Raw genomic sequence first — 26,075 nt, 5'->3', positions numbered from 1 at the left:
GCGGTTCCGGGCTGAGGGCGTCGCGCTCAGCGGTTCGTGCGCAGGTGGGCCATCATGCGCGCCGGCGCGTTCGCTGCGCCGTACCCGTCATAGGCACCGTTGCGCTGCACGATCTCGAAGAAGAAGCGTTCGGCGAACACCTGGGTGTAGACATGGAAGTACTCGCCCTCGGCCGTCGCGTCATACAGGATGCCGAGTGCAGCCATGCGGGCGACGAGCGCGTCGTCCAGCACGAAGCGGGTCGGCAGGTCGTCGTAGTAGTTCGGCGACACCGGGATGAAGCTGACGCCGTTGGCACGCAGCCGCTCCACCGTGGCGAAGATGTCGGCGCAGCTGAAGGACACGTGGTGCACGCTGGCGCCCGCCAGTTGCGTGATGGTGCGCGCGGTGGTGGTGGTGTCGCTGTCCGACACGTCGAGCACGAAGCGCAGCTTGCGGTCTGCCGTTGCGACCCCGCGGGTGCTGATCAGGCCGTAGGGATCGACGAGGTCCATGCTTTCGCCGGGCTCGCCGCCGAGGATGGCACGATAGAACAGGGTCCAGGCATCCTGGCGCAGCTGCGGCAGGCCCTGCGCGATGTGGTCGACCGCCTGGAGGTCGGTGGGCGAGAGCGCGCTTGCGGTCTCGTCCTCGAGCAGGAAGTCGATCTCGAACAGCCGCTTCGAGCCTTGAGTGGACGGTACGAAGTAGATCAGGCTGCCGTCGGGTGCGCGAATCGCTGGAATCTTCAGCTCGTTCGGGCCGATGCGGCCTTCGAAGCGGGGGCAGCCGAAGGCGGTGGCGCGGTTCAGGGCGCGCAGGCTGTCTTCGGTGGCGATGCCCAGTGCGCAGATCGAGGGCCCGTGCTGCATGAAATGGCTGCGCGCGAAGGAACCGGGCTCCGCATTCAGGATGATGTCGATGTCGCCCTGGCGGTACAGCGTGACGGCCTTCGAGCGGTGCTCGCCGGCGCGGCGAAAGCCCAGCGCGTCCAGCACCTGGGCCAGCGCGCGTTCGGATTCGGTGTCGACGGCGAACTCGATGAAGGCCAGGCCGTCCAGTGCCGGGATGCGGGGCGGGCTGAACAGTTCGACGCGCGCAGCGGCGGCCTCGCGTGCCTGGTTCAGTAAGACCTCATCGCCGGGGGCGGCGAGCCGGCGTTCCACGGCTTCCTCCAGGTACAGCAGGGAGCGGTAGGCGTCGATTGCGGTCGGGCGGGTCGGCGCCGCGCGGAAATGGTCGTTGAACACCTCGAGCGACAGCGGCCCGGTGTAGCCGGCGAGCAGGACCTTCTCCAGAAAAGTGACCAGGTCGAAATTGCCCTGTCCCGGGAAACAGCGGAAATGGCGGCTCCACTGCAGCACGTCCATGACCTTGTAGGGGGCGTCGGCCAGTTGCAGGAAGGCGATCTTGTCGCCCGGAATGTCCGCGATGGCGGCGGGGTCGTCGCCCAGCGACAGGATGTGGAAGCTGTCGAGCAGGATGCCGAGGTGCGGGTGGTTGGCCTCCTTCACGATCTTCCAGGCGTGCTGGTAGTGCCGGATGTGGCGCGACCACGCCAGCGCCTCGAAGCCGATCGTGATGTTGCGGCGGGCAGCGCGCTCGGCCAGTTCGTAGAGCTGGGCAGCCGAGCGCGCATCGTCGGCGATGGCGTCCGGCGCGCAGCTCGAGCACACCAGCAATTGCGGGGCGCCCAGTGCTTCCATGATGTCGAACTTGCGCTCGACGCGATCGAGGTTGCGCCTGAACTGGGCGTCGCTGACGCCTTCGAAGTCGCGGAAGGGCTGGTAGAGGTCGATCCCGAGGCCCAGGTCGTGACACAGGCGGCGCACGTCGGCCGCGGTGCCGTGGTAGTTGATGAAGTCGTTCTCGAAGATCTCGACTGCGTCGAAACGCGCCGAGGCGATGGCCTCGAGCTTTTCCTCGAGCGTGCCGCTGAGGCACACGGTGGCGATGGAACGACGCATCGGTCGGGTTTCCTGGGTCGAGGCGGGAGGCCGCGTCAGCGCACCACCAGCACCGGTACGCTGGTGCGCTTGAGGACGTCGGCGGTGACGCTGCCGAGCAACAGCTCGACGACGCCGCGGCGGGCGTGCGAGGCCATGTGGATCAGGTCGCAGCCGCGTTTGCGTGCGGTTTCGACGATCTCGTCGGCGGGCGAGTCGCTCTCGACGTAGAAGCACTCGGCCTCGACTCCGGCCTGTCGCGCCAGCGCGCCGACCGGGCGCAGGAAGCCCTGCGCCATCTCCGTGCGGGCGGCCTCGTCGCGGGTGGACTTGCCCAGGCCGGCCGCCACGGCGCTGTCGGTCAGCACGTAGAGCACGGTGGCGCGGGCTCCGTGGATCTTGGCGAAGTCGAGGGCGCGCCTGGCGGCGTCGGTCGACATGTCGGAGCCGTCGATCGGAATCAGGATGTGCTTGTACATGGTGATCAGTCCTTCTTGTTCGCGACCATCGACAGGAAGTGCGCGCGCATGCGTTCGGCGTCGGGTTCGAGGCCGGTGAAGTGGCGGAAGGCGCCGACGGCCTGGAACACCGCCATGCCGCCGCCGTCGAGCGTGCGGCAGCCCTTGGCGCGGGCCACGCGCAGCAGTTCGGTCTCGAGCGGAAAGTAGACGATCTCCGCCACCCAGATGCGGCCGTCGATCAGCTCGGCCGGCAACGGCAGGCCGGGCAGCTTGGCCATGCCGGTGGGGGTGCAGTGGATCAGGCCGTCGGTCTCGGCCATTGCGGTCGCGAGGTCATTGCCCGCGATGCAGCGCCCGGCGCCGAAGCGCGCGCACAGGCTGGCCGCGAGCTCGCGCGCGCGCGCCGGGTCGATGTCGAACACCGTCAGTTGCCGCGCGCCCAGCCCGAGCGCCGCATGCGCCACCGCGGCACCGGCGCCGCCGGCACCGAGCTGCACCACCCTGTCCATCTTCGCGCCCGGCAGGCCGCGGCGGAAACCCTCGGCAAAGCCCGAGCAGTCGGTGTTGTGTCCGATCAGGCGGCCGTCCCTGATCACCACGGTGTTCACCGCATTGAGTGCACGCGCCTCGTCCGACAATTCATCGAGCAGCGGCACGATCGCCTGCTTGCACGGGAAGGTGATGTTCAGTCCCGAGAAGCCCATGCGCCGGGCGGCGGTCAGCAACTCGGGCAGGTCGTCGGCCGTCAGGCCCAGCGGGTCGAGATCGATCTTCTTGTAGACGTAGCGGAAGCCCTGGGCTTCGCCCTCCTGCTCGTGCATTGCCGGCGTCAGCGAGGCCTGGATGCCCGAGCCGATCAGGCCGCAGACCATGGAGGGAAGCGAAGGCGTGTTCGGCGTATTGCTCATCGGGTGTTTCCTTGGAGAGGCGTTGTGGGTGCGTGCCTAGGTCAGCCAGCGCAGCGGGGTCAGGATCAGCTCGGGGAAAAGCACGAGCAGGAACAGCACCGCGAACTGGGCGAGCAGGAAGGGCCAGACGCCGCGCACGATCTCGTCCATGCTCATCTTTCCGGTGCCGGCCACGACGTTGAGTACGGTGCCGACCGGCGGGGTGATGAGGCCGATCGAGGTATTGATGATGAACAGCACGCCGAAATACACCGGGTCGATGCCCGCAGCCTTCACCACCGGCATCAGCACCGGTGCGAGGATCAGGATGGTGGGCGTCATGTCCATGCTGGTGCCGACCAGGATGATGGTGATCATGATCGCCAGCAGCAGCAGCGTCGGGCTGTCGAGCAAGGGCTCGAGCAGCTCGACCAGCAGGAAGGGCAGCTCGGCCACCGTCACCATCCACGACGACACCATCGCCGCGGCGACCAGCAGCATCACCACCGAGGTGGTCTTGGCGGCCGACACCACGACGTCGTAGATCTGCGACAGCTTGAGCTCGCGGTAGATGACGATGGCGACGAACAGCGCATAGACAGCCGCGACCACGGCCGCCTCGGTCGGCGTGAAGATGCCGAACTTGAGGCCGAGGATGATGATCAGCGGCAGGCCCAGCGCCCAGCTGCCCTCGATGACCGCACGGCGGATTTCTCGTGCGGATTTCTTCGGCTGGGGTTGCACGTCTTCGCTGCGGGAGTAGATCCACCACGCTGCCGCCAGCGCCAGGCCCATCATCAGGCCGGGGAGGATGCCGGCGAGGAAGAGCTTGGAGATCGACACGCCGGTGGCGACGCCGAACACGATGAAGCCGATCGAGGGCGGGATCACCGGGCCGATGATGCCACCGGCGGCAATCAGGCCTGCGGAGCGCTTCCTGTCGTGGCCGGCGGCGACCATCATCGGCACCAGCAGTGCAGACAGCGCAGCGGCGTCGGCCACCGCGGAGCCGGACAGCGAGGCGAGGATGCAGGACGCGAGGATGGCGACGTAGCCCAGGCCGCCTTTGACGTGGCCGACGGTGGCGAGCGCGATGTTGACGATGCGCTTCGACAGCCCGCCGGCGTTCATGATCTCGCCCGCCAGCATGAAGAAGGGCACGGCCAGCAAGGGGAAGCTGTTGGCGCCGTTGATCAGGTTCTGCGCCACGATCTGGGCGTCGAACATGTCGAGGTGCATCATCATCGCCACGCCCACCAGCAGCAGGGCAAAGGCGATGGGCAGGCCGAGGGCGATGGTGCCGATCAGCGAGGTGATGAAGATGGTGACGGCCATGTCGTGTCTCCTCAGGCCTTGGCGCCGGGCGCACTGCTTTTGCCCGCGTGTTGTTGTTCGTGCTGCAGGCGCTCGACTTCCTCGGCTGCGTCGTTGCTGGCGACCATGACCAGTTCGTGATCGCCGGTACGGCCGAAGGCAATGCGCACCGCCTCGTAGAGCAGGACGGCCGCGGCCGAGATGCCGAACAGCACGCCCACGCCATAGAACGCGCCCATGGACAGGCCGGTTGCGGGTGCGGGGACGGAAAGGTTGATCTGCGTCTGCTGCCAGCTGCCGGTGGTGATCAGCCAGCAGACATACAGCATCAGCGTGTGGCCGAGCAGCAGGGCGAAGCGGCGGCCCAGCGGCGGCAGGCGGCGGATCAGCGTGTCGACACCGAGGTGGGCATGTTCGCGCAACGCCACGATGGCACCGAGGAAGGTCATCCACACGAACAGGAAGCGGGCCAGCTCTTCGGACATGGTCAGGCCCGAGTTGAAGGCATAGCGCATCACCACGTTGCCGAACACCATGACGACCATGCCGACCATGCACAGGAACATCAGCAGCTTGAGCAGCCGGAAGTAGCCATCGACGAGTGTTTTCATTGTTCCTCCTGGGTGGCGGAGTCCCGCCTGGATGTGCCCGAACTCTAGTCTTCGGGAGACTTGCGTGAAAGGCTGCATTGTCCCTATTGTGCGCAGTGCGCACAAATACCGGGTGGCGCCAACAGAGGGGGCAGCGACATGAAGCATGTGCCGAACAGGAGTGCCGGTGCGCCAAACGGCGGCGCGCTGCCGGGCGAGCCGGATGCCGAGGTGCCCGAGGGCGATGACCTCGCGGACTACGCCACCGATCGCAACTTCGTGACCGCACTGGCACGCGGGCTGGCGGTGATCCAGGCCTTCACCAACCAGGGCCGGCAGATGTCGATCTCGCAGATCAGCTACCGCACGGGCATCACACGCGCGGCGGTGCGGCGCTACCTGCACACGCTCACCGCACTGGGTTACGCGCGCTGCCATGACGGCACCCGCTTCTCGCTGACGCCCAAGACCGTGTCACTGGGCAATGCCTATCTCTCGGGTACGCCGCTGTCGGGCAAGGGGCAGCCGGTGCTGGACAAGCTCAGCGAGACGGTGGGCGAAGCCTGCTCGATGGCGGTGCTCGACGGCACGGACATCGTCTATATCGCCCGCGCGGCGGCGTCGCGGATCATGTCGCCGTCGCTGAACGTCGGCAACCGCCTGCCCGCCTATGCGACCTCGATCGGCATGGTGCTGCTGGCCCACCTTCCCGAGGCCGAACTCGACGCCTGCCTGGAGCGCACGAGCTTCCTGCCTTTCACCCAGAACACCATCGTCTCGCCCGCCGAGCTGCGCAAGGTGCTGCAGCAGGTGAGGACGCAAGGCTACGCCATCGCCAACCAGCAGATGGAGATCGGTCTGCGCTCGATCGCAGTGCCGGTCCGCGACAAGGCCGGCACGGTCGTCAGCGGCATCAACATCATCGGCCCGACCTCGCGCATGGGCATCGAACACATGCGCACGCGCTTCCTCCCGCTGCTGCGGGAGGCGGCGGAGGCGCTGCGGCTGTGAGGGCCTGATGCGGCAATGTCGTGCACGGCCGGCCGAGACAAACAGAAAACGGGCGACACCTTGTGGGTGACGCCCGTTCTGACATGCGGCGCCGCTTTCCGGCGCGCGATGAGGCTTACTTGAAGGTCGGGTCGAACGGCAGGCCGACGTAGTTCTCGGCGATGGTCGTCTTGCCGGCGGTCGAGCTCATCAGGTAGTCCAGCTCGGCGATCTGGATCTTGTGCTCGATCGGGTCGTCGTTGAACTTGTGCATGATCGAGGTGAACCACCACGAGAAGCGCACGGCGGCCCAGACGCGGCGCAGCGCGGTCTCGGAGTAGCGGTCGAGCAGGTCATCGCGGCCTTCGGTGTAGTGGGCGATCAGCGCGGTCGACAGGTAGTACATGTCGGACGCGGCCAGGTTCAGGCCCTTGGCACCGGTCGGCGGCACGATGTGGGCGGCGTCGCCGACCAGGAACATGTTGCCGAAGCGCATCGGCTCGGTGACGAAGGAGCGCAGCGGGGCGATGCTCTTCTCGAGCGAGGGGCCGGTGACGAGCTTGGCGGCGATGTGCTCGGGCAGGCGCTTCTTCAGCTCTTCCCAGAAACGCTCGTCGGACCAGTCCTCGACCTTCTCGTCCAGGCCGACCTGCAGGTAGTAGCGGCTGCGGGTGTGCGAACGCTGCGAGCACAGTGCGAAGCCACGCTTGTGGTTGGCATAGATCAGCTCTTCGTGCACCGGCGGGGTGTCGGACAGCAGGCCCAGCCAGCCGAAGGGGTAGATGCGCTCGTACTCGGTGATCATGTCGCGCGGCACCGAGGCGCGCGAGGCACCGTGGTAGCCGTCGCAGCCGGCGATGTAGTCGCAGTCGACCGTGATCTGCTGGCCGTCCTTGAAGAACTGCAGCTGCGGCTTGCCTTCGAGGAAGTTGATCGGGCGCACGTCGCCGGCGTTGAAGATGACGGTGATGTTCTCGTCCTTCAGCACCGCGTCGTACAGGTCCTTGGTCAGCTCGGTCTGGCCATACACCATCACTTGCTGGCCGCCGGTGAGCGACTTCATGTCGATGCGCTCTTCGCGGTCGTTGAAGGTCAGCACGATGCCGTCGTGGACCAGCCCTTCCTTGTCCATGCGCTCGCTCACCTTGGCGCGGCGCATCAGGTCGATCATGCCCTGCTCGAGGATGCCGGCGCGGATGCGGGCTTCGACGTAGGCGCGGTCCTGGCGTTCGAGGATGACGCTCTTGATGCCCGACAGGCTGAGCAGGCGGGCGAGGCACAGGCCCGAGGGGCCGCCGCCGATGATGCCGACTTGTGTTTGCATGAGTCTCTCTCCATTTGTGGGATTGTTGTCGCGGGGACGGACTGAACTATAGGTACCGGAACCTTGCTCCGCTTGAATTCCACATCGTGAATGCTTGTACTTTTAGAAAGTCGTGGCATGCTGCCTGTGCCCTTTTCACATGGATCAAGGACGAAGCGATGGCCCTGCCCGGCGTGCCCACCTACAAGCTGTTCGGCGAGAAGGAACTGTGGCCGACGCCCGAACCGGTGCACTATGAGACGATTGCCGCGCGCAGCGCGCTGCATGACTGGGAAATCACCCCCCACAGCCATGACGGCTTGATACAGATCGTGTTTCTGCTTTCGGGCGAGGCGCGCATGACCTTCGAGACGCGCAGCTTCGAGCTGCAGACGCCGTGCCTGGTCATGGTGCCGGCGCGCCATATCCACGGCTTTCGCTTTTCGCCTGACATGGTGGGGCACATCGTGACGCTGCCGCAGGCGCTGCTGGGCGAACTGCTTGCACTTTCGCCTGATCTGCGGGTGGCATTCGACTCGCTGCGCTACCTGCCGCTGGCCGAGGGCGAGGAAAGTGTCGAACGCATGCGACTGCGCTTCGAGCAGTTCGGACGGGAGTACGCGGGCCATCAGCCCGGGCGCATCAGCATGCTGATGGCGATCCTCGGACTGGTGGTGGTGGAGCTTGCCCGCGCCGGCGGGGCAACCGCCGAGCGCGCGTCGCAGGACCGCATCCGGCAGCGCGTGGAGCGCTTCCACATGCTCATCGAGCAGCACTTCCGCGACTGGCAGCCGGTGAGCTTCTACGCGCAGCGCCTGGGCGTGTCGCCCCAGCAGCTCAACGCGAGCTGCCGGCGCGAGGCCGGCACCAATGCGCAGAACCTGATCCACGAACGCCTGCTGCTGGAGGCGCGACGCTTGCTCGCGTATTCCGATCTCGACGTGACCGGCATCGGCTACTCCCTCGGCTTCCGCGATCCGGCCTACTTTTCGCGCTTCTTCGCGCGGCACCAGGGGCTCACGCCCACCGAGTTCCGGCAGGCGTTCTCCGCTGCAGCGCCGTCGGGCACGGCGCCCTGAACAGCGCGCGTCACAGCCCGGCGCACTGATCCTCCTTGTTGCCGCGCACGCGGTTGCCGCCGCCGGTGATCGGGTGCTGGTTCGACTTGCACTGCAGGTTGCCATCCACCCGGTTGCGATTCACATGCACCGCGCCGCTGTTCGCGAACAGCTGGAGGTCGCCGTCGACCTCGGCGGCATCCACCTTCACCGAACTGCCCTGTTCGAGCTGGACATTGCCGCCCATGTAGGAGCCGCCAAGCAAGGACACCTGGCGTGCGCCCTCGGCCTGGATGTTGCCTTCGACCTTCACGTCGCGGGCCAGCAGGGTGGCTGCGCGGGCAACCCTGACGTTGCCGTCGACGCGCGTGCCGTTCAGCGTGCAGGTGCGGCCCGAGGGCACGCGGATGTCGCCGTCGATGGAGACAGCGCCCATGCTGCCGCTGCAGTCGACCTCGTCCGCGGAAGCGGGGAGGGATAGCAGGGTCGTGCCGAGCATCAGGCTGGCGAAGCGGATCGTCGCATTCATCGTCGTTTCCCGTTCCTGGTGACATGCATGCTTCATTCTAGAGGGGCTTGCGTCGCTCGGGCGCTTCGATGTCGTGACAGGACGCCTCGCGCTGGCTAGGCGCATCCTGGATCGATGTGTGCGGTTTGTTGTCGTATCCGGTGACCGGCAGGTCTAAACTGTCAGTCGTAACGAACCCGACGAGGTGTAGCCATGGACGGAATCTCGAGCAGTGCCGCGATGCAGCCGCGCGAGCTGATGCGCCAGTCCGAGGCGCGGATCACCGATCCCCGCGCCTTGCAGGCGCCCACGCGGCCCGACGCGCCGGCTTTGCCTGCTGCTTCGGAACCGGCCAGTGCCGTCGTTACGCTCAGTGATGGGGCGCGCAGCCAGGCCAGCCGCCCCGCGCAGCCCGACCAGAACACGCCCGAAGCCCGCGCCGCTGCGGCCGTGCAGGGGGCGCCGGCTGAGGATGGGCAGGTCAGCTACACGGCGCAGCGCGCAGTGGAGGCCTACCGCGACGTCGAACAGGCTGCCGTCGCACGCGATGCCGCCACGCCGCCGGGCCAGCAGGCCCCCAGCCTGTTGCGCGGCTGATGTCTCTGTCGTTCTAGTCCAGCAAAAGAGGAACGGGGCCTTGCGGCCCCGTTCCTCTTTTGCTGGACTGCGTACGTCCGATCAGGGGTAAAGCCCGCGCTCGGCGCGCGCTTCCAGCACGCGCTGGCAGGCGATGATGAAGGCAGCGGTCCGCAGCGAAACGTGCTTTTCCTGCGCGAGCTTCCAGATCGCAGAGAAGGCGCCGACCATGATGCGTTCGAGGCGCTCGTTGATCTCGTCCTCGGTCCAGAAGAAGCTCGAGAAGTCCTGCACCCACTCGAAATACGACACGGTCACGCCGCCCGCGTTGGCGAGCACGTCGGGCACGACGAGGGTGCCGCGCTCGCGCAGCACGTCGTCCGCCGCCGGGGTCGTCGGGCCGTTGGCGCCTTCGACCACGATGCGGGCACGCACGCCGGCGGCGCGCTCGACCGTGAGCTGCCCTTCGAGCGCGGCCGGGACCAGGAACTCGCACTCGAGCCGCCAGAAATCCTCGATGTCGATCGGCGAGGCGCCTGCAAAGCCCTTCAGGCCGCCGTTTTCTGCGGCGTGTGCCATCGCCGCCGGGATGTCGATGCCGGCTTCGTTCACCAGCGTTGCGGTGTGATCGGCGACTGCGATCACGCGCGCACCGGCCGCGTGGAACAGTCGCGCACCGATGCCGCCGACGTTGCCGAAGCCTTGCACCACCACCCGCGCGCCTTCGATCGGCACACCCATCTGGCGGCCTGCCTCGCGCGCGGTGATGAACACCCCGCGCCCGGTCGCTTCCTGCCGCCCGAGGCTGCCGCCCAGTGCGATCGGCTTGCCGGTGACGACGCCGGTAGCGGTGCCGCCGCGGTTCATCGAGAAGGTGTCCATCATCACCGCCATCGTCATCGCGTTGGTGCCGACGTCGGGCGCGGGGATGTCCTTGTCGGGGCCGATGATGATGCCGATCTCGGAGGTGTAGCGGCGGGTGATGCGCTGCAGCTCGCCCTTGCTGACGGTCGTCGGATCGACGCGGATGCCGCCCTTGGCGCCGCCGAAGGGCAGGCCGACCGCGGCGTTCTTGACCGTCATCCAGCCGGCCAGCGCCATGACTTCGTTGAGCGTGACGTCCGGGTGGAAGCGCACGCCGCCCTTGCCGGGGCCGCGCGACAGGTTGTGCTGCACGCGGTAGCCCTCGTAGTGGGCCACAGTGCCGTCGTCACGCTCGATCGGCACATCGACGATCAGCGTGCGCTTCGGGTGCTTCAGCGTTTCGATCCAGCGCTCCAGCGAACCCAGGTAGGGGCGCACGCGCTCGATCTGCTCGACGAAGCTGGCCCAGGGTTCCGGTGCGGCCGGGTTCAGGTAGGACAGGCCGGCAAGCCGCTCGAAGCCTTGCTGGGTGTTGGGTGTCGCGCTCATGTTCGCCTCTCCGGGGCAGGGGTGATGCGCGAATTCTGACCCTCGCGGCCCCGGGGCCGCATGCCGTTGCCTCATTGGGTCATGCGTTGGATGCATAACCTTGGCGCATTGTCGCGCGGGCCGCTTCAGCCTTGCCGGACGGGTTGCTCGACCTGTGCGGCAAGGTGTTCCCACAGCCGGTTCAGTTCGGGCCGGGCATTGGCGCGGTCACGGTACAGGCGCACCTCCATCTCCAGGCTCCACTCCGGGCCGCCCGCGCTCACGACCTCCCCACGCTCGAGTTCGCGGCTGACGGCGCTGGCGGGCAGGAAGGCGAGGCCGTGGCCGGCCAGCAGCATCGCCTTCAGGCTCTCGGCCATGTCCGATTCGTACTGCAGCGCGAGGTGTGCGGGCTGGCTGGCGCGGTCGAGGATGGTGTCGACCATGCGTCGCAGGTAGGTGTTGGGGCCGTAGCGCAGGAAGGGAATGGGCGCGGCGGCCGTGCCCGGCAACTGCCATCGAGCGCTGCCGGCGAGGCGGCGCGGCAGGTAGGGGCGGACATGCTCGACCCCCAGGCTCAGGCCCTCGAAGCGCCCGGGGTCGAGCCATACCGGGTGTGCCGGATGGTGGTAGCACAGCAGCAGGTCGCAGCCGCCTTCCACCAGCATCATCACGACGTCGTGGACGTTGCCCGCCACCAGGCGCGTCGGCACCTCGCCGAAGCTCGCCTTCAGGCGGCCGACCCAGGCCGGGAAGAAGGCGAAGGCGAGCGTGTGCGGCACGGCCACCACCAGCGCCTCGCTGGCGATGGCCTGGTGGCCGCGCACCTGCGCCCGTGCGGCGTGCAGACGGTTGAGCAGGTCGATCGCCGGGCCCTTGAAGGCCTCGCCGGCTTCGGTCAGCCGGGTCGGATAGGTACTGCGGTCGACCAGCGCCACGCCCAGCCAGGCCTCGAGCGCGCGGATGCGGCGCGAGAAGGCCGGCTGCGACACGTGGCGTTGCTCGGCCGAGCGCGAGAAGCTGCCGCTCTCGGCCAGGCTGAGGAAGTCTTCGAGCCACTTCAGTTCCATCGTCGGGTGTCCTGTTGCCGGATCGTGGCCCGGGAATGGTTCAGCATGCGGGGAAGCTCACGGCCAGGCCGCCGCGCGAGGTTTCCTTGTACTTGTCCAGCATGTCGCGGCCAGTGTCGCGCATCGTCAGGATCACCTGGTCGAGCGAGATCGCATGTGCGCCGTCGCCGCGCAGGGCGAGCTGGGCGGCGTTGATCGCCTTCACCGCGGCCATCGCGTTGCGTTCGATGCAGGGAATCTGCACCAGGCCGCCGACCGGGTCGCAGGTCAGCCCCAGGTTGTGCTCCAGCCCGATCTCGGCCGCGTTCTCGACCTGCTCGGGCGTGCCGCCCAGCACTTCGGCCAAGCCCGCGGCAGCCATCGCGCAGGCCGAGCCCACCTCGCCCTGGCAGCCGACCTCGGCGCCGGAGATCGACGCGTTCTTCTTGCACAGCGCGCCCACGGCCGCAGCCGCGAGCAGGAAGGTCTCGACGTCACGCTCGCTGCTGCCGGGCATGAAATCCATGTAGTAGTGCAGCACCGCCGGAATGATGCCGGCCGCGCCGTTGGTGGGCGCGGTGACGACGCGGCCGCCGCCGGCGTTCTCTTCATTGACGGCCAGCGCGTAGAGGTCGATCCAGTCGAGCGCCGCCATGGTGTCGCTGATCAGGTTGTGGCCGGTACCGCGCTCGGCGAGCTTGCGGTGCAGGGCGGCGGCGCGACGACGAACCTTGAGGCCGCCGGGCAGCACGCCTTCCTGCGTGATGCCGCGCGCCACGCAACTGCGCATCGCCGCCCAGATGCGCTGCAGCGCGGCGCGCGTGTCGGCCTCGCTGCGCCATGCGCCTTCGTTGGCCAGCATCAGCGCGCTGATGCGCAAGCCGTGGCGGTGGCACTGCGCAAGCATCTCGGCGCCGGTGTCGAAGGGGTAGGGCAGCGCCACTTCGGCCTCTGCTGTGCTGCCGGCCTGCGCCTGTGCCTCGTCCACGACGAAGCCGCCCCCGACCGAGTAATAGGTGTTCTCATAGACCGCGGAGGCGTCGGCGTCGAACGCGGTAAGGCGCATTGCATTCGGGTGGTACGCGAGGCTGACCGGCAACAGCCGCATGTCGCGCTCCCAGTCGAATGGCAGCATGTGCCTGCCCAACAGCGCGAGCTGGCCGTCGCGTCGCACCTGCTCGACGGCGGTGGTGAGGAAGTCCGGTTCCACCTCGTCCGGCCGCGCGCCCATCAGTCCCGCCACGACGGCACGGTCGGTGCCGTGGCCGATGCCCGTCGCCGACAGCGAACCGTAAAGCCTCACTTCGATGCGGCAGACGCGGTCGATCAGGCCCTGCTGCGCCAGCGTCGCGGCAAAGTCGTGCGCGGCACGCATCGGTCCGACCGTGTGCGAGCTGGACGGGCCGATGCCGATCTTGAACAGGTCGAGGACGCTGATGAACATGGGTGTTTCCGGGGGCAATTCCACTTCGATGCCGCATTCTGCGTCCGCGCGGACACAGCCTCAATCGGTTGTTTCCCGCCCCTGGATTCTGGCGAAGCGGGTCGCTGCGTGCACCCCGGCGCTCACTCCCCGCCGTGTACCTCGGCGAACTTGCGCTCCATCTCGCGCCGCATCGCGCGGCGCACTTCGGCTTCGGCGAAACGGCGGCGCTCGTCCGGGGTACTGGGTTCCAGCGTCGGCACCTTGGTCGGGCGGCCTTCGTCGTCGACCGCGATCATGGTGAAGAAGCAGCTATTGACGTGGCGCACGACCTTGCCGCGGATGTCCTCGGCGACGACCTTGATGCCGACTTCCATCGACGAATTGCCGGTGTGGTTGACCGAGGCGAGGAAGGTGACGAGTTCGCCGACGTGGATGGGCTGGCGGAACATCACCTGGTCGACGCTGAGCGTGACGACGTAGTGGCCGGCGTAGCGCGCGGCGCAGGCGTAGGCGACCTGGTCGAGCAGCTTGAGGATGGCGCCGCCGTGCACCTTGCCCGAGAAGTTGGCGGTGTCGGGCGTCATCAGGACGGTCATGGTGAGCTGGTGGGCGGGCAGGTCCATTGCGGTGTCTCTGGCTTGGGTGATCGATGAGGGCGGCGCAGTGTCGCCCCTGGCGAAGCGTGGCGCAAGGCTAGAATTCGGCTCCTGATCGAGTCCGTCCGCAGCCATGCACAAGACCCTCACCGCCTTCGCCCACGCCGACACCCCCGCCAGCTTCGACCACCCGCGCCCCGACCGCCTGGTCGACGGCAACCCGCTGCGTACCACCTGGAACCACTTCGAACGCGACGGCATGTCCGCCGGCCTGTGGTCCTGCGAGCCGGGGGCGTGGCGCATCGCCTTTGCCGACGATACCGACGAGTTCTTCCACGTGCTGTCCGGCCGCATCCGCATCACCGACGAAGGCGGGCTGACGCGCGTCTTCGGGCCGGGCGAGGCCTGCGTGATTCCGGCGGGCTTCAAGGGCGTGTTCGAGGTGCTGGAGGCGGTGACGAAGCACTATGTGTTCGTGAAGCGCGGCGAGATGGGCTGAGCTTAACCCGTGCCATCCCTCGCGCGCCAACCGTCTCAGTTCGCGTCGAGGCTCAGCAGCCATTCCCGCGCCGCTTGCCGGCCCGGCGCGTCGAGTACGCTGACATGGTCCGCGGAGACCTCCAGGTAGGCGCTTTTCGGGTGTTCCGGGGCGCGGGCGTGCGCGTATTGCGGACCGCCCCTGCTGAGTCGATCGCTGGTGCCGATGATCCATGCGAACGGAACCGCCTTGTAAAAGCCATCTGCCGATCGCCCCATGTTGCCGATCCCGTCCGGGTCGAAGTAGCTCAGGTAGATGCGGGCACGCATCCGGATCTTCTGCTCCCTGTCCTGGTTAATGTCGTGGAAGCCTGAGGTCTCTTCGCCCTTGCCCTCATTCACCATCGCGCGGGCCTGGTCGACCGACTCGCGGGTCCGCCCGCGCTCGTAGAAGATCTCCGGTGTATGCCCCGGGCCGATCGCCATGACGCCATCCGCGTCGCCGTGGTTTGCCATGTATGCGATCGCCGCATTGGCGCCGAAACTGTGCCCCGCCACGATGACTCGCTGAAAGCCCTGCTCGCGGAAACGCGTGACCTGGCGCGCGATCTCGGCCAAGGCCTCGGTGTAGTCGGCGTCGTAGTTGCGCCGCTGCGACCACGGCATTTCCAGCGACTCGTACTCGCACAGGTCCGACAGGGCTTCACCGAAGCCGGCCACGAAGCGTGGATTGCCCCATTTGCCGTGCATCAGCACGATTGCGCAGGATTTATCCGCGGCCCATGCGACGGGTGAGGACAGCATCGCCAGGACGAGAAGTAACAGCAGCGGCGTGCGTGACATGGCGAGTTCCTCCTCTGAAACGACTCCGGCACAGCTCATCCGGGCCACATAGTGCGATCTAGCACATGCCATGCGGGACTTCAAAGTGCGCGTGCGCATGGAGCGCGCTGCTCCGTCTATGCTTAGGTTGAACGACGTGCGACTCACCGAGGCAATGCCACCATGCCGGCCTACCCTTACATCCTCGTCGTTGGCACCACCTTCAGCCTTCCGCTGCCGTGGTATCGGCCGTTCCGACGCCTGGCCGACATGGTGGGGCGCGAGCTGGCGCGCAGCGGATTCGGGCTGATCACCGGCAACACGCCGGGGGTGGATAGCGTCGCCGCGCGTGCCTTCTGGGCGGAATGCCTGCGCCGGGGCCTGGCGCCGGGGTCGGGCTACCTGCAGCTGTGGCTGCCGCACTTCCAGCGTGGCTACTTCCTGCCGGGCGAGGGCTTTGCCGCGCCGGCCGAGTGCACCGTGCGCCTGTCGGACTACGACGATTGGATCGAGCAGGCGATCGGGCGTGCCGGCGCCGCGGTGATGATCGGCGGGCGCAGTGGCTCGCTTGCCATTGCGCGGCGCTTCATCGACGCCGGCAAGCCGGTGCTGCCGATTCCCTTCGCCGGCGGCGAGTCGCGCGAGGTGTTCCACGAGATCCTGCGGACCTGGGGCGAGGCGCCCGTGCCGGGGCTGAGCCAGACGCAGTTCCTGAGCCTGGCCGTGCCCTGGATCAACAGCACCGGGCCGCTTGCGCGGCTACTGCTGGGTACGCTTGCCGGGCAGGCCGACATCTTCATCTCCTACCGCCGTGCGGACACCGGCATGGCCGCCGGCCGCCTGCGCGACGACCTGATCGAGCATTTCGGCGCGCGTCGCGTGTTCATGGACCTGCACGGCATCGACCCGAGTGCGGACTGGCGCGAGACGATCGGTGGGGCGATCGCGGCAAGCAAGGTCGGCGTGGTGCTGATCGGGCGCGGCTTCATGGCGGCTGACGCACAGGGCCGGCCGCGATTGTGGGACGAGGGCGACGTGTTGCGGTTCGAAATCGAGTCCCTGCTTGCAGGGCAGAAGCGCATCCTGCCCGTGCTGGTGGACGACGCCCAGTTGCCCCCGGAAGACGCCTTGCCCGAGGCGCTCAGGCCCTTGCTGCGCTACCAGACCCCGCGCATCGACAACGCCAACTGGCAGGCGGTGAGTGCGGCGGTGGTGAGGGCAATCGATGCGGTGTTGACGCCCTCGTCGGGGTGAGTCTGGCGAAATCAGCGCGGCGGCGCAGGCTGCGACGTTTTCGCTGGAGCGCCCGTCCGGTAGGCGCTCGGCGCCACTCCGGTCCACTCCCGGAACGCCCGCGCGAAGCTCTTCTCGCTGTCGAAACCCACCGCGGCCGCGACCTGTTTCACCGGCTTGCGGGTCTGTAGCAGCAGCTTGATTGCGCGTTCGCGTCGGGCCTCGTTCTTCAGCCGCTGCAGTGACACGCCTTCTTCCTTCAACTGCCGGTGCAGGGTGCGGACCGAGGTGTTGAGTTGGGCGGCGACGTCCTCGGCGGTGTGCGCGGCCGCGGCATCGGCGACCAGGATCTGGGCGACGCTATGGACCAGCAGGCGGTCGCGGCGGTACTGCAGCACGGTGAGTGGCAGCGCGCGCTGAAGCATGGCCTGCAGCGCCTTTTCGTCTCGCCGCACCGGCAGTTCGAGATAGCGCGCATCGAAAGACAGGCTCGCGGCATCGGCGTCGAAACGCACCGGGCCGGGGAACAGGTAGTGGTAGGCGTCGGCGTGGCGCGGGGCGGGGAAGGGGAAGGTGGTCTCGGCGAGCGCAATGCGCGAATCCACCAGCCAGCAGGCGTAGCCCAGCAGGTAGCGCAGGGTGGAGACGAGGCAGAACTCGCGCAACTCGCCCAGCGCGGTGTGCTCGACGATGCGGATGGTGGCGCTGCCGCGCTGCTGGTTGAACGTGAGCACGATGTCGTCGGTGAGCAGGCGGTGGTGCCGGCACCAGCGCTTGAGCGCCACTTCCAGCGTCGGCGCGGTGAGCGAGGCGCGGCACAGCATGCCGTAGCTGCCCCAGGGCAGCCGCCGCGAGAACCAGCCCAGGGTCTCGTCGTCGAGTTCCTGCATCGCCGCGCCCGACATCACTTCCATCTGCGCCGCGGTAACGCGTGCGTCGGGGTCGTCCAGCAGTGCGGGCGGGATCTGCGCCTGGGCGAGCGCCTTGGCGGGATCCATGCCCAGTCGGCGGTAGCCGGTGACGATCGCGCGGATGAAAGCGATCGGCGTGGCCGCGCGACCAAGGGTCAGTTCGGCAGGCGATGGGGTCAGGATCTTCATGTGCCGGAATGCTAGCTGGTGTGGCACGAATTGCAACCATGATGGCACTCATGGACCGCGGTGCGCCGCTAATCTCGGTCCATCCTCGGGCATGCGCCGTCCATAATGGATTTGCGCAAGACGCCCGTCGCGCCAGGACAACCTTGAGAAGGAGACACCCCATGAACGTGCCCAGCCTGAACTTCCACTTCGGCGAGACCATCGACGCGCTGCGCGACACGCTGCAGGCCTTCTGCGCGGCAGAGATTGCCCCGCGCGCGGCCGAGATCGACCGCGTCAACGAGTTCCCTGCCGACCTGTGGAAGAAGCTCGGCGACCTCGGCGTGCATGGCATGACCGTGAGCGAGGAGTACGGCGGCACCGACATGGGCTACCTGGCCCACATCGTGGCGATGGAAGAGATCTCGCGCGCGTCGGCCTCGGTCGGCCTCTCGTACGGTGCGCACTCCAACCTGTGCATCAACCAGATCCGCCGCAACGGCACCGAGGCGCAGAAGCAGAAGTACCTGCCCAAGCTGATCTCGGGCGACCACGTCGGCGCGCTGGCGATGTCCGAGCCCAATGCCGGTTCCGACGTCGTGAGCATGAAGCTGCGCGCCGACCGCAAGGGTGACCATTTCGTGCTCAACGGCAGCAAGATGTGGATCACCAACGGCGGCGACGCCGACACCCTGGTGGTCTATGCCAAGACCGACGTCAATGCCGGCCCCAAGGGCATCACCGCCTTCATCATCGAGAAGGGCATGAAGGGCTTCAGCTACGGCACCCACCTCGACAAGCTCGGCATGCGCGGCTCCAACACCTATCCGCTTTTCTTCGACGACGTCGAGGTGCCGGTCGAGAACGTGCTAGGCGGCGAGGCCAACATCGGCCGTGGCGTGCAGGTGCTGATGAGCGGCCTGGACTACGAGCGCGCCGTGCTGTCGGGCGGCCCGCTCGGCATCATGGCCGCGTGCATGGACGTGGTCGTGCCCTACATGCACGAGCGCAAGCAGTTCGACACCCCGATCGGCGAGTTCCAGCTCATGCAGGGCAAGATCGCCGACATGTACTCCACCTGGAGCGCCTGCCGCGCCTATGCCTACGCGGTGGGCCAGGCCTGCGACCGCGCCGACCATGCGCGCACGCTGCGCAAGGACGCCGCCGGCGTGATCCTCTACACCGCCGAGAAGGCTACCTGGATGGCGGGCGAGGCGATCCAGGCGCTGGGCGGCGTGGGCTATACCAACGAGTATTCGGTGGGCCGCCTGTGGCGCGACGCCAAGCTGTACGAGATCGGCGCCGGCACCAGCGAGATCCGCCGCATGCTGATCGGCCGCGAACTGTTCTCCGAAACGCGCTGAGTCTCCGACGGAGCGGAAAGATGGCCGAGCCGATCGACTTCTATTTCGACTTCTCCTCGCCCTACGGCTACTTCATGGCGGAGAAGATCGACGCACTGGCGGCGGCCCACGGCCGCAGCGTGCGCTGGCATCCCTTCCTGCTGGGGGCGGTGTACAAGGTGACGGGCGAGGTTCCGCTGCCCTCGAAGCCGCTCAAGGGCGACTACTCGAAGCATGATTTCGAGCGCTCGGCCCGTTTCCTCGGCCTGTCGTGCCGCATTCCCGAGGCCTTTCCGATCGGCACCCAAATCGCGGCGCGCGCCTTCTACTGGCTCGACGAGCGTGACCCGGTCGCAGCACGCGCCTTCGCGCTGGCCGCCTACCGTGCCTATTTCGGCGAGGGGCGCGACATCTCGCAGGAGACGGCGGTGCTCGACCTCGCGGCGGCCCACGGTGCCGACCGTGCCGGGTTGGCCGAGGCGCTTGCCGGCGAAGCCGTCCGCAACCGGCTGAAGGATGAGTGTGCCCAGGCCATCGCGCGCGGCGTGTTCGGTTCGCCCTTCGTCATCATCGACGGTGAGCCTTTCTGGGGCGTTGACCGCATCCCGCAGATCGAGCGCTGGCTGCAGACGGGCGGGTTCTGACATTGGAGGCGCCGTGCCGGCTGCGTAGCCCGGGGCGAGCCTGAATCAAGTAACGGCCGGACTGCGGGGGCGACCGAGATCAGCCACGCAGGACGAGATACGAGGACGAGGGGACATGAGCACGATCAAATCTGCCATCAACACGCGCAGCGAGGATTTCCAGGCCAATGCGGCCAGCCTGCGCGCCCAGGTCGAGGACCTGCGCGCCAAGGCGGCGCAGGTCAGCCTCGGCGGAGGTGAGTCGGCGCGCGCCAAGCACACTGCGCGCGGCAAGCTGCTGCCGCGTGACCGCGTCGGCCACCTGCTCGACCCGGGTACGCCCTTCCTCGAGGTCGGCCAGATGGCGGCCTACGGCATGTATGACGACGAGGCGCCGAGCGCCGGCGTCATCACCGGCATCGGCCGCGTGCAGGGCGTCGAATGCATGATCGTGGCCAACGACGCCACGGTGAAGGGCGGCACCTACTACCCGATGACGGTCAAGAAGCACCTGCGCGCGCAGGAGATCGCCGAGCAGAACAATCTGCCCTGCATCTACCTGGTCGACTCCGGTGGCGCCTTCCTGCCCAAGCAGGACGAAGTCTTCCCTGACCGCGACCACTTCGGCCGCATCTTCTTCAACCAGGCCAACATGTCGGCCAAGGGCATCCCGCAGATTGCGGTAGTGATGGGCTCGTGTACCGCGGGTGGCGCCTACGTGCCGGCGATGTCGGACGAGACCGTCATCGTCAAGAACCAGGGCACCATCTTCCTCGGCGGCCCGCCGCTGGTGAAGGCGGCCACCGGCGAGGTGGTGAGCGCCGAGGATCTCGGCGGCGGCGATGTCCACACCCGCCTCTCCGGCGTGGCCGACCATCTGGCCGAGAACGACGCCCACGCGCTCTACATCGCGCGCCGCATCGTCTCCAACCTCAACCGCACCAAGCCGATCAACCTCGCACTGGGCCAGGGCGAGGAGCCGCTGTACGACCCGGAAGAGATCTACGGCATCATCCCCACCGACACCCGCAAGCCCTTCGACGTGCGCGAGATCATCGCGCGCGTGGTCGATGGCTCGCGCTTCGACGAGTTCAAGGCGCGCTACGGCACGACGCTGGTGTGCGGCTTCGCCCAGCTCCACGGCTACCCGGTGGGCATCGTCGCCAACAACGGCATCCTGTTCGGCGAGTCGGCGCAGAAGGGCGCGCACTTCATCGAACTGTGCGGCCAGCGCGGCATCCCGCTGCTGTTCCTGCAGAACATCACCGGCTTCATGGTCGGCCGCAAGTACGAGAATGGCGGCATCGCCAAGGACGGCGCCAAGATGGTGACCGCGGTGGCCACCGTGCAGGTGCCCAAGATCACCATGCTCATCGGCGGCTCCTTCGGTGCCGGCAACTACGGCATGTGCGGCCGCGCCTACTCGCCGCGCTTCCTGTGGATGTGGCCCAACTCGCGCATCAGCGTGATGGGCGGCGAGCAGGCAGCGAGCGTGCTGTCCACCGTGCGCCGCGACGGCATCGAGGCCAAGGGCGGCAGCTGGAGCAAGGAAGAGGAAGAGGCCTTCAAGGCGCCCATCCGCGAGCAGTACGAGTTCCAGGGCCACCCTTACTACGCCACCGCGCGCATGTGGGACGACGGCGTGGTCGATCCGGCGCAGTCGCGCCGCATCCTCGGCCTCAGCCTGTCGGCCGCGCTCAACGCGCCGATCCAGCCGACGAAGTTCGGCGTGTTCCGGATGTAAGGGGGCAAGATGAGCTACGAGACCCTGGAGATCGTCCGCGAAGCCGGCGTCGCGACGATCTGGATGAATCGTCCGGACGTACACAACGCCTTCAACGCGCAGCTGATCGCCGATCTCACCGCTGCCTGCATCGAGCTCGATGCCGACGACACGGTGCGGGCGGTGGTGCTGGCCGGGCGGGGCAAGAGCTTTTCGGCCGGTGCCGACCTCAACTGGATGAAGGCCGCCGGCGAGGCGAGCGAGGCGGAGAACTTCGCCGATGCGATGAAGCTCGCCGGCATGCTGCGCACCCTGGCCGAGATGAAGAAGCCCACCATCGCCCGCGTGCATGGCGCGGCGCTGGGCGGCGGCATGGGCCTCGCGAGCGCCTGCGACATCTGTATGGCCGGCGACAAGGCGGTTTTCGCGACCTCCGAGGTCAAGTTCGGGATCATCCCGTCGGCGATCAGCCCCTACGTGCTCCGCGCCATCGGCGAGCGCCAGGCCTACCGCTACTTCCAGACGGCCGAGCGCATCAATGCGACACGCGCGGCCGAGCTGGGGCTGGCGCACGATGCCGTCGCCACGGAGGAGCTGGATGCCAAGGTGAAGGAAGTGGTTGAGGCCCTGCTGCAGGGCGGCCCGAAGTCGCAGGCCGCGGCCAAGGACCTGATCCGCGCAGTGGCCAACCGGCCGGTGAGTGACGCGCTGGTCATGGATACCGCACGCCGCATCGCCAGCCTGCGCGCCACCCCCGAGGCGAAGGAGGGGCTCGCCGCCTTCCTCGACAAGCGCCCCGCAGCCTGGATCGCGCAGGGCTGAACGCCGGAATTGGGCCGAAATTGCGCCCAGCCTCGCGCCGAACCGACACAAGACACGCTGGAGACAACATGTTCGACAAGATCCTGATTGCGAATCGCGGGGAAATTGCCTGCCGCGTCATCAAGACCGCCCGCCGCATGGGTATCAAGACCGTTGCGGTGTATTCCGAGGCGGACGCCAAGGCCCGCCACGTGCGCCTGGCCGACGAGGCCGTGCTGATCGGCCCGGCGGCGGCGCGCGAGAGCTACCTGGTGATCGACAAGATCATCGCTGCGGCCAAGCAGACCGGCGCCCAGGCCATCCACCCCGGCTACGGCTTCCTGTCCGAGAACGAGGACTTCTGCCACGCCTGCGAGCGCGAGGGCATCGTCTTCATCGGCCCGCCGGTGTCGGCGATCCGCGCCATGGGCTCGAAGTCCGAGGCCAAGAAGCTGATGGAAGCGGCCGGCGTGCCGCTGACCCCCGGCTACCACGGCGACGACCAGGAACCTGCCTACCTGCACCAGCAGGCCGACGCCATCGGCTACCCGGTGCTGATCAAGGCCGCGGCCGGCGGCGGCGGCAAGGGCATGCGCCTGGTGGAGAAGTCCGAGGATTTCATCGACCTGCTCGCGTCCTGCAAGCGCGAGGCCATCTCCAGCTTCGGCGACGACCACGTGCTGGTCGAGAAGTACATCACCAAGCCGCGCCACATCGAGATCCAGGTCTTCGGTGACACCCACGGCAACGTGGTGTACCTGTTCGAGCGCGACTGCTCGGTGCAGCGCCGCCACCAGAAGGTGCTGGAAGAGGCGCCCGCGCCCGGCATGACGCCCGAGCGCCGCGCGGCGATGGGCAAGGCCGCGGTCGATGCGGCCAAGGCGGTGGGTTACGTCGGTGCCGGCACGGTCGAGTTCATCGCCAACCAGGACGGCTCCTTCTACTTCATGGAGATGAACACCCGCCTGCAGGTCGAGCACCCGGTGACCGAGATGATCACCGGGCTCGACCTGGTGGAGTGGCAACTGCGTGTGGCCTCGGGCGAGAAGCTGCCGCTGGAACAGGAGCAGCTGCAGATCCGCGGCCATGCGCTCGAAGCCCGCATCTACGCCGAGGACCCGGCCAAGGGCTTCCTGCCCTCCACCGGCAAGCTGGTGCACCTGGCGCCGCCCGCTGAATCGCTGCACGTGCGCGTCGATACCGGCGTCGAGGAAGGTGACGAGATCAGCCCGCACTACGACCCGATGATCGCCAAGCTGATCGTGTGGGACATCAACCGCGACCGCGCGCTCGCCCGCATGCTGCAGGCGCTGGCCGACTACCGCGTGGTGGGTGTTGCCAACAACATCGAGTTCCTGTCGCGCCTGACCGCCTGCCCGGCATTCTCCGGTGCCGACCTTGACACCGGCCTCATCGAACGCGAGAAGGCTTACCTTTTCCCCGTCGAGGAAGGCGTGCCGGACGAGGTGCTGCAGATTGCCGCGCTCGCAGAACTGCTGCGCGAGGCGGCCCTGGCCGACAAGCGCGCCCAGCGCACGGCCGATGCGCGCTCGCCCTGGCATGCGCGGGATGGCTGGCGCATGAACGCCACCGCGCGTCGCACCCTGCTGTTCCGCCATGGCGAGACCGACCGCGCGGTCGAAGTCGCCTACCTGCCCGGTGCCTGGCGGCTGACGGTAGACGGCCGCGGCGTCGAGGCGCGCGGCGAACTGAACGCGCGCGGCCTGCTGCGCGTCGAGCTCGACGGCACCCGCATGGACGCCACGGTGATCGCGGCGGCAGGCCGTCGCCATGTGTTTGCCAAGGGCCGTGCCTGGCAACTGGCCGCGGTCGACCCGCTGCATCACGGCGGCGAGGGCGGCGGGGCCGAAGGCGGCCTGCTGGCGCCGATGCCGGGCAAGGTCATCGCGCTGGTCGCCGCCGAGGGCGCCAAGGTGGAGAAGGGCGCGCCGCTGCTGATCCTGGAGGCGATGAAGATGGAGCACACCATCACCGCGCCGTCCGCAGGCACCGTCAAGGCCTTCCGCTTCGGCGTCGGCGATCAGGTGGGCGATGGCGCGGAGCTGGTGGAGTTCGAAGTCGCGGCCTGACCGCCGGGGCGTCACAACCGAGCGCAGGGTAAGGAGTTGGACCTCGGGCGCGACCCGGCCGCAAGAGCCGGCGCGCCCCGGATGCAGAGGAGATAGAACGCGATGAGCAGCAGCCAGAGTTACGTCCATGGCGCGTCCGACAAGCAGCTGATCGGCCAGACCATCGGCCGCTTCTTCGACGAGGCCTGCGCGCGTCATGCCGAGCGCGAGGCGCTGGTCGTGCGCCACCAGAACGTGCGCCTCACCTATGCGCAGCTGAAGAGCAAGGTCGACGCGCTTGCCTGCGGCCTGATGCGCCTTGGCCTCGAACCGGGCGAGCGCATCGGCATCTGGTCGCAGAACACCATGGAGTGGGCGCTGACCCAGTTCGCCACCGCCAAGGCCGGACTGGTACTGGTCAACATCAACCCCGCCTACCGCCGTTCCGAGCTCGAGTACGCGCTCAACAAGGTCGGCTGCCGCGCGCTGGTGCTGTCGCCGGCGTTCAAGTCCAGCAACTACCTCGAGATGATCGCCGACCTCGCGCCCGAGCTCGGCCACTGCGAACCCGGCCTGTTGCGCAGCCATCGGCTGCCTTCGCTCGAGATGGTGATCCGCATGGGTGCGGACACCTCGCCCGGCATGCTCAACTTCGATGACCTGCTGCGTGCGCCGACGCGCGACGAACTGACTGCGCTCGAGGGACTGTCCGACAGGCTGCAGTTCGACGACCCGATCAACATCCAGTTCACCTCCGGCACCACCGGCCACCCCAAGGGCGCGACGCTGTCGCACCACAACATCCTCAACAACGGCTACTTCGTCGGCGAGGCGATCAAGCTGGTGCCGGGCGACCGCCTGTGCATTCCAGTGCCGCTCTACCACTGCTTCGGTATGGTGATGGGCAACCTCGGCTGCCTGACCCACGGCGCCACCATGGTCTACCCGGCCGAGGCCTTCGAGCCGCTGGCGGTGCTGGAGACGGTGGCGCAGGAAAAATGCACCGGCCTCTACGGCGTGCCGACGATGTTCATCGCCGCGCTCGACCATCCGCGCTTCGCCGACTTCGATCTCTCGAGCCTGCGCACCGGCATCATGGCCGGCAGCCCGTGCCCGATCGAGGTCATGAAGCGGGTGATCGGCAAGATGAACATGGCCGAGGTGACCATCGCCTACGGCATGACCGAGACCTCGCCGGTGAGCTTCCAGAGCGGCACCGACGACCCCATCGATCGCCGGGTGTCGACGGTGGGCCGCATCCAGCCCCATCTGGAAGTGAAGATCGTCGATACCGAAGGCCGCATCCTGCCGCGCGGCACGCCGGGCGAGTTGTGCACCCGCGGCTACTCGGTGATGCTCGGCTACTGGAACGACGAAGCCAAGACCCGGGAGGCGATCGACGCCGGCGGCTGGATGCATACCGGCGACCTGGCGGTGATCGACGACGAGGGCTACTGCAACATCGTCGGCCGCATCAAGGACATGGTGATCCGCGGCGGCGAGAACATCTATCCGCGCGAGATCGAGGAGTTCCTCTACGCCCATCCCAAGGTGCTCGACGTCCAGGTGGTGGGCATCCCCGACCAGAAGTTCGGCGAGGAGCTGTGCGCCTGGATCATCGTGCGCGAGGGCGAGCGCCTGTCTGAAGACGAGGTGCGTGCCTATTGCCAGGGGCAGATCGCGCACTACAAGATTCCGCGCTACATCCGCTTCGTCGACAGCTTCCCGATGACCGTGACCGGCAAGATCCAGAAGTTCCAGATCCGCCAGAAGATGAAAGAAGAGCTGGGGCTGGACGAGGCGCAGACCGCCTGACATCGAGGACGCATC

The 26,075-nt window shown here is 67.6% G+C and carries 24 protein-coding genes; 11 read left to right on the top strand and 13 right to left on the bottom strand.

What is annotated here, in order from left to right; genetic code table 11:
- Window positions 1-26: 26 nt before the first annotated feature.
- Genes CGK74_RS02875 through CGK74_RS02855 form a run of 5 tightly spaced genes read right to left on the bottom strand, consistent with a single transcriptional unit; the run spans window position 27 to window position 5,198 of the window.
- Window positions 27-1,946, bottom strand: a complete 1,920-nt coding sequence (locus CGK74_RS02875) for a bifunctional sugar phosphate isomerase/epimerase/4-hydroxyphenylpyruvate dioxygenase family protein (protein ID WP_094267007.1) — start codon at window positions 1,944-1,946, stop codon at window positions 27-29.
- A gap of 35 nt (window positions 1,947-1,981) precedes the next feature.
- Entirely contained in the window at window positions 1,982-2,404 is a 423-nt protein-coding gene (locus CGK74_RS02870; protein ID WP_094267006.1) for a universal stress protein, read from the bottom strand.
- Window positions 2,405-2,409: 5 nt separating this feature from the next.
- Window positions 2,410-3,294 carry a shikimate dehydrogenase gene (locus tag CGK74_RS02865; RefSeq protein ID WP_094267005.1) on the bottom strand — a complete coding sequence of 295 codons (885 nt, stop codon included), beginning with the start codon at window positions 3,292-3,294 and terminating at the stop codon, window positions 2,410-2,412.
- 36 nt (window positions 3,295-3,330) lie between these two features.
- Window positions 3,331-4,608 (bottom strand): TRAP transporter large permease subunit, encoded by a 1,278-nt coding sequence (locus tag CGK74_RS02860; protein ID WP_094267004.1) that lies wholly within the window; start codon window positions 4,606-4,608, stop codon window positions 3,331-3,333.
- An 11-nt stretch (window positions 4,609-4,619) separates the two neighbouring features.
- Complete coding sequence (locus CGK74_RS02855) at window positions 4,620-5,198, bottom strand: TRAP transporter small permease (RefSeq protein WP_094267003.1); 579 nt, start codon at window positions 5,196-5,198, stop codon at window positions 4,620-4,622.
- Between the two features lie 138 nt (window positions 5,199-5,336).
- Between CGK74_RS02855 and CGK74_RS02850 the strand changes: the two genes are divergently transcribed.
- The gene (locus CGK74_RS02850; RefSeq protein WP_094267002.1) at window positions 5,337-6,188 is read left to right on the top strand and encodes an IclR family transcriptional regulator domain-containing protein; all 852 of its coding nucleotides are present in this window, start codon (window positions 5,337-5,339) and stop codon (window positions 6,186-6,188) included.
- A 115-nt stretch (window positions 6,189-6,303) separates the two neighbouring features.
- Here the strand turns inward: CGK74_RS02850 and pobA are convergent, their stop codons facing one another.
- Window positions 6,304-7,491, bottom strand: coding sequence for a 4-hydroxybenzoate 3-monooxygenase (pobA, locus tag CGK74_RS02845; protein WP_094267001.1), 1,188 nt, complete (start codon window positions 7,489-7,491; stop codon window positions 6,304-6,306).
- Window positions 7,492-7,649: 158 nt separating this feature from the next.
- On the opposite strand from pobA, the gene CGK74_RS02840 reads away from it, so the two are divergent.
- Window positions 7,650-8,549, top strand: a complete 900-nt coding sequence (locus tag CGK74_RS02840) for a helix-turn-helix domain-containing protein (protein ID WP_094267000.1) — start codon at window positions 7,650-7,652, stop codon at window positions 8,547-8,549.
- Window positions 8,550-8,559: 10 nt separating this feature from the next.
- On the opposite strand, the gene CGK74_RS02835 is transcribed toward CGK74_RS02840, so the two are convergent.
- Window positions 8,560-9,057, bottom strand: coding sequence for a DUF4097 family beta strand repeat-containing protein (locus CGK74_RS02835; protein WP_094267422.1), 498 nt, complete (start codon window positions 9,055-9,057; stop codon window positions 8,560-8,562).
- A gap of 192 nt (window positions 9,058-9,249) precedes the next feature.
- Here CGK74_RS02835 and CGK74_RS02830 point away from each other — a divergent pair, with 192 nt between their 5' ends.
- Window positions 9,250-9,633, top strand: coding sequence for a hypothetical protein (locus CGK74_RS02830; RefSeq protein WP_133091761.1), 384 nt, complete (start codon window positions 9,250-9,252; stop codon window positions 9,631-9,633).
- 81 nt (window positions 9,634-9,714) lie between these two features.
- On the opposite strand, the gene CGK74_RS02825 is transcribed toward CGK74_RS02830, so the two are convergent.
- The 4 genes from CGK74_RS02825 to CGK74_RS02810 all read right to left on the bottom strand — a co-directional run bounded on the left by CGK74_RS02825 (window position 9,715) and on the right by CGK74_RS02810 (window position 14,102).
- Window positions 9,715-11,025: a Glu/Leu/Phe/Val family dehydrogenase gene (locus CGK74_RS02825; RefSeq protein ID WP_094266998.1), complete on the bottom strand. Its 1,311-nt coding sequence runs from the start codon at window positions 11,023-11,025 to the stop codon at window positions 9,715-9,717.
- Window positions 11,026-11,150: 125 nt separating this feature from the next.
- Entirely contained in the window at window positions 11,151-12,074 is a 924-nt protein-coding gene (locus tag CGK74_RS02820; RefSeq protein ID WP_094266997.1) for a LysR family transcriptional regulator, read from the bottom strand.
- A gap of 40 nt (window positions 12,075-12,114) precedes the next feature.
- On the bottom strand, window positions 12,115-13,497 hold the full coding sequence (locus tag CGK74_RS02815) for an L-serine ammonia-lyase (RefSeq protein WP_094266996.1): 1,383 nt from the start codon (window positions 13,495-13,497) through the stop codon (window positions 12,115-12,117).
- 122 nt (window positions 13,498-13,619) lie between these two features.
- Complete coding sequence (locus CGK74_RS02810) at window positions 13,620-14,102, bottom strand: acyl-CoA thioesterase (RefSeq protein ID WP_094266995.1); 483 nt, start codon at window positions 14,100-14,102, stop codon at window positions 13,620-13,622.
- Window positions 14,103-14,208: 106 nt separating this feature from the next.
- Between CGK74_RS02810 and CGK74_RS02805 the strand changes: the two genes are divergently transcribed.
- Window positions 14,209-14,574, top strand: a complete 366-nt coding sequence (locus CGK74_RS02805) for a cupin domain-containing protein (RefSeq protein ID WP_094266994.1) — start codon at window positions 14,209-14,211, stop codon at window positions 14,572-14,574.
- A 35-nt stretch (window positions 14,575-14,609) separates the two neighbouring features.
- Here CGK74_RS02805 and CGK74_RS02800 read toward each other — a convergent pair whose 3' ends face one another.
- Complete coding sequence (locus CGK74_RS02800) at window positions 14,610-15,395, bottom strand: alpha/beta hydrolase (RefSeq protein ID WP_206186160.1); 786 nt, start codon at window positions 15,393-15,395, stop codon at window positions 14,610-14,612.
- Between the two features lie 162 nt (window positions 15,396-15,557).
- On the opposite strand from CGK74_RS02800, the gene CGK74_RS02795 reads away from it, so the two are divergent.
- Window positions 15,558-16,628 (top strand): toll/interleukin-1 receptor domain-containing protein, encoded by a 1,071-nt coding sequence (locus CGK74_RS02795; RefSeq protein WP_094266993.1) that lies wholly within the window; start codon window positions 15,558-15,560, stop codon window positions 16,626-16,628.
- 11 nt (window positions 16,629-16,639) lie between these two features.
- Here CGK74_RS02795 and CGK74_RS02790 read toward each other — a convergent pair whose 3' ends face one another.
- The gene (locus CGK74_RS02790) at window positions 16,640-17,707 is read right to left on the bottom strand and encodes an AraC family transcriptional regulator (protein WP_094266992.1); all 1,068 of its coding nucleotides are present in this window, start codon (window positions 17,705-17,707) and stop codon (window positions 16,640-16,642) included.
- Between the two features lie 161 nt (window positions 17,708-17,868).
- On the opposite strand from CGK74_RS02790, the gene CGK74_RS02785 reads away from it, so the two are divergent.
- The 6 genes from CGK74_RS02785 to CGK74_RS02760 all read left to right on the top strand — a co-directional run bounded on the left by CGK74_RS02785 (window position 17,869) and on the right by CGK74_RS02760 (window position 26,060).
- Window positions 17,869-19,050, top strand: coding sequence for an isovaleryl-CoA dehydrogenase (locus tag CGK74_RS02785; RefSeq protein WP_094266991.1), 1,182 nt, complete (start codon window positions 17,869-17,871; stop codon window positions 19,048-19,050).
- Window positions 19,051-19,070: 20 nt separating this feature from the next.
- Window positions 19,071-19,673 carry a 2-hydroxychromene-2-carboxylate isomerase gene (locus tag CGK74_RS02780; protein WP_094266990.1) on the top strand — a complete coding sequence of 201 codons (603 nt, stop codon included), beginning with the start codon at window positions 19,071-19,073 and terminating at the stop codon, window positions 19,671-19,673.
- A 115-nt stretch (window positions 19,674-19,788) separates the two neighbouring features.
- Window positions 19,789-21,396: a carboxyl transferase domain-containing protein gene (locus CGK74_RS02775; RefSeq protein ID WP_094266989.1), complete on the top strand. Its 1,608-nt coding sequence runs from the start codon at window positions 19,789-19,791 to the stop codon at window positions 21,394-21,396.
- Window positions 21,397-21,405: 9 nt separating this feature from the next.
- The gene (locus CGK74_RS02770; RefSeq protein WP_094266988.1) at window positions 21,406-22,197 is read left to right on the top strand and encodes an enoyl-CoA hydratase/isomerase family protein; all 792 of its coding nucleotides are present in this window, start codon (window positions 21,406-21,408) and stop codon (window positions 22,195-22,197) included.
- Between the two features lie 68 nt (window positions 22,198-22,265).
- Complete coding sequence (locus CGK74_RS02765) at window positions 22,266-24,266, top strand: acetyl/propionyl/methylcrotonyl-CoA carboxylase subunit alpha (RefSeq protein WP_094266987.1); 2,001 nt, start codon at window positions 22,266-22,268, stop codon at window positions 24,264-24,266.
- A gap of 102 nt (window positions 24,267-24,368) precedes the next feature.
- Window positions 24,369-26,060 carry an AMP-binding protein gene (locus CGK74_RS02760; RefSeq protein WP_094266986.1) on the top strand — a complete coding sequence of 564 codons (1,692 nt, stop codon included), beginning with the start codon at window positions 24,369-24,371 and terminating at the stop codon, window positions 26,058-26,060.
- The last annotated feature ends 15 nt before the right edge of the window (window positions 26,061-26,075 follow it).

The organism is Thauera propionica (genome assembly GCF_002245655.1).
Lineage (GTDB): Bacteria > Pseudomonadota > Gammaproteobacteria > Burkholderiales > Rhodocyclaceae > Thauera > Thauera propionica.
The sequence above is the reverse complement of the archived record's forward strand: the minus strand, read 5'-3'. Positions and strand labels throughout refer to the sequence as shown.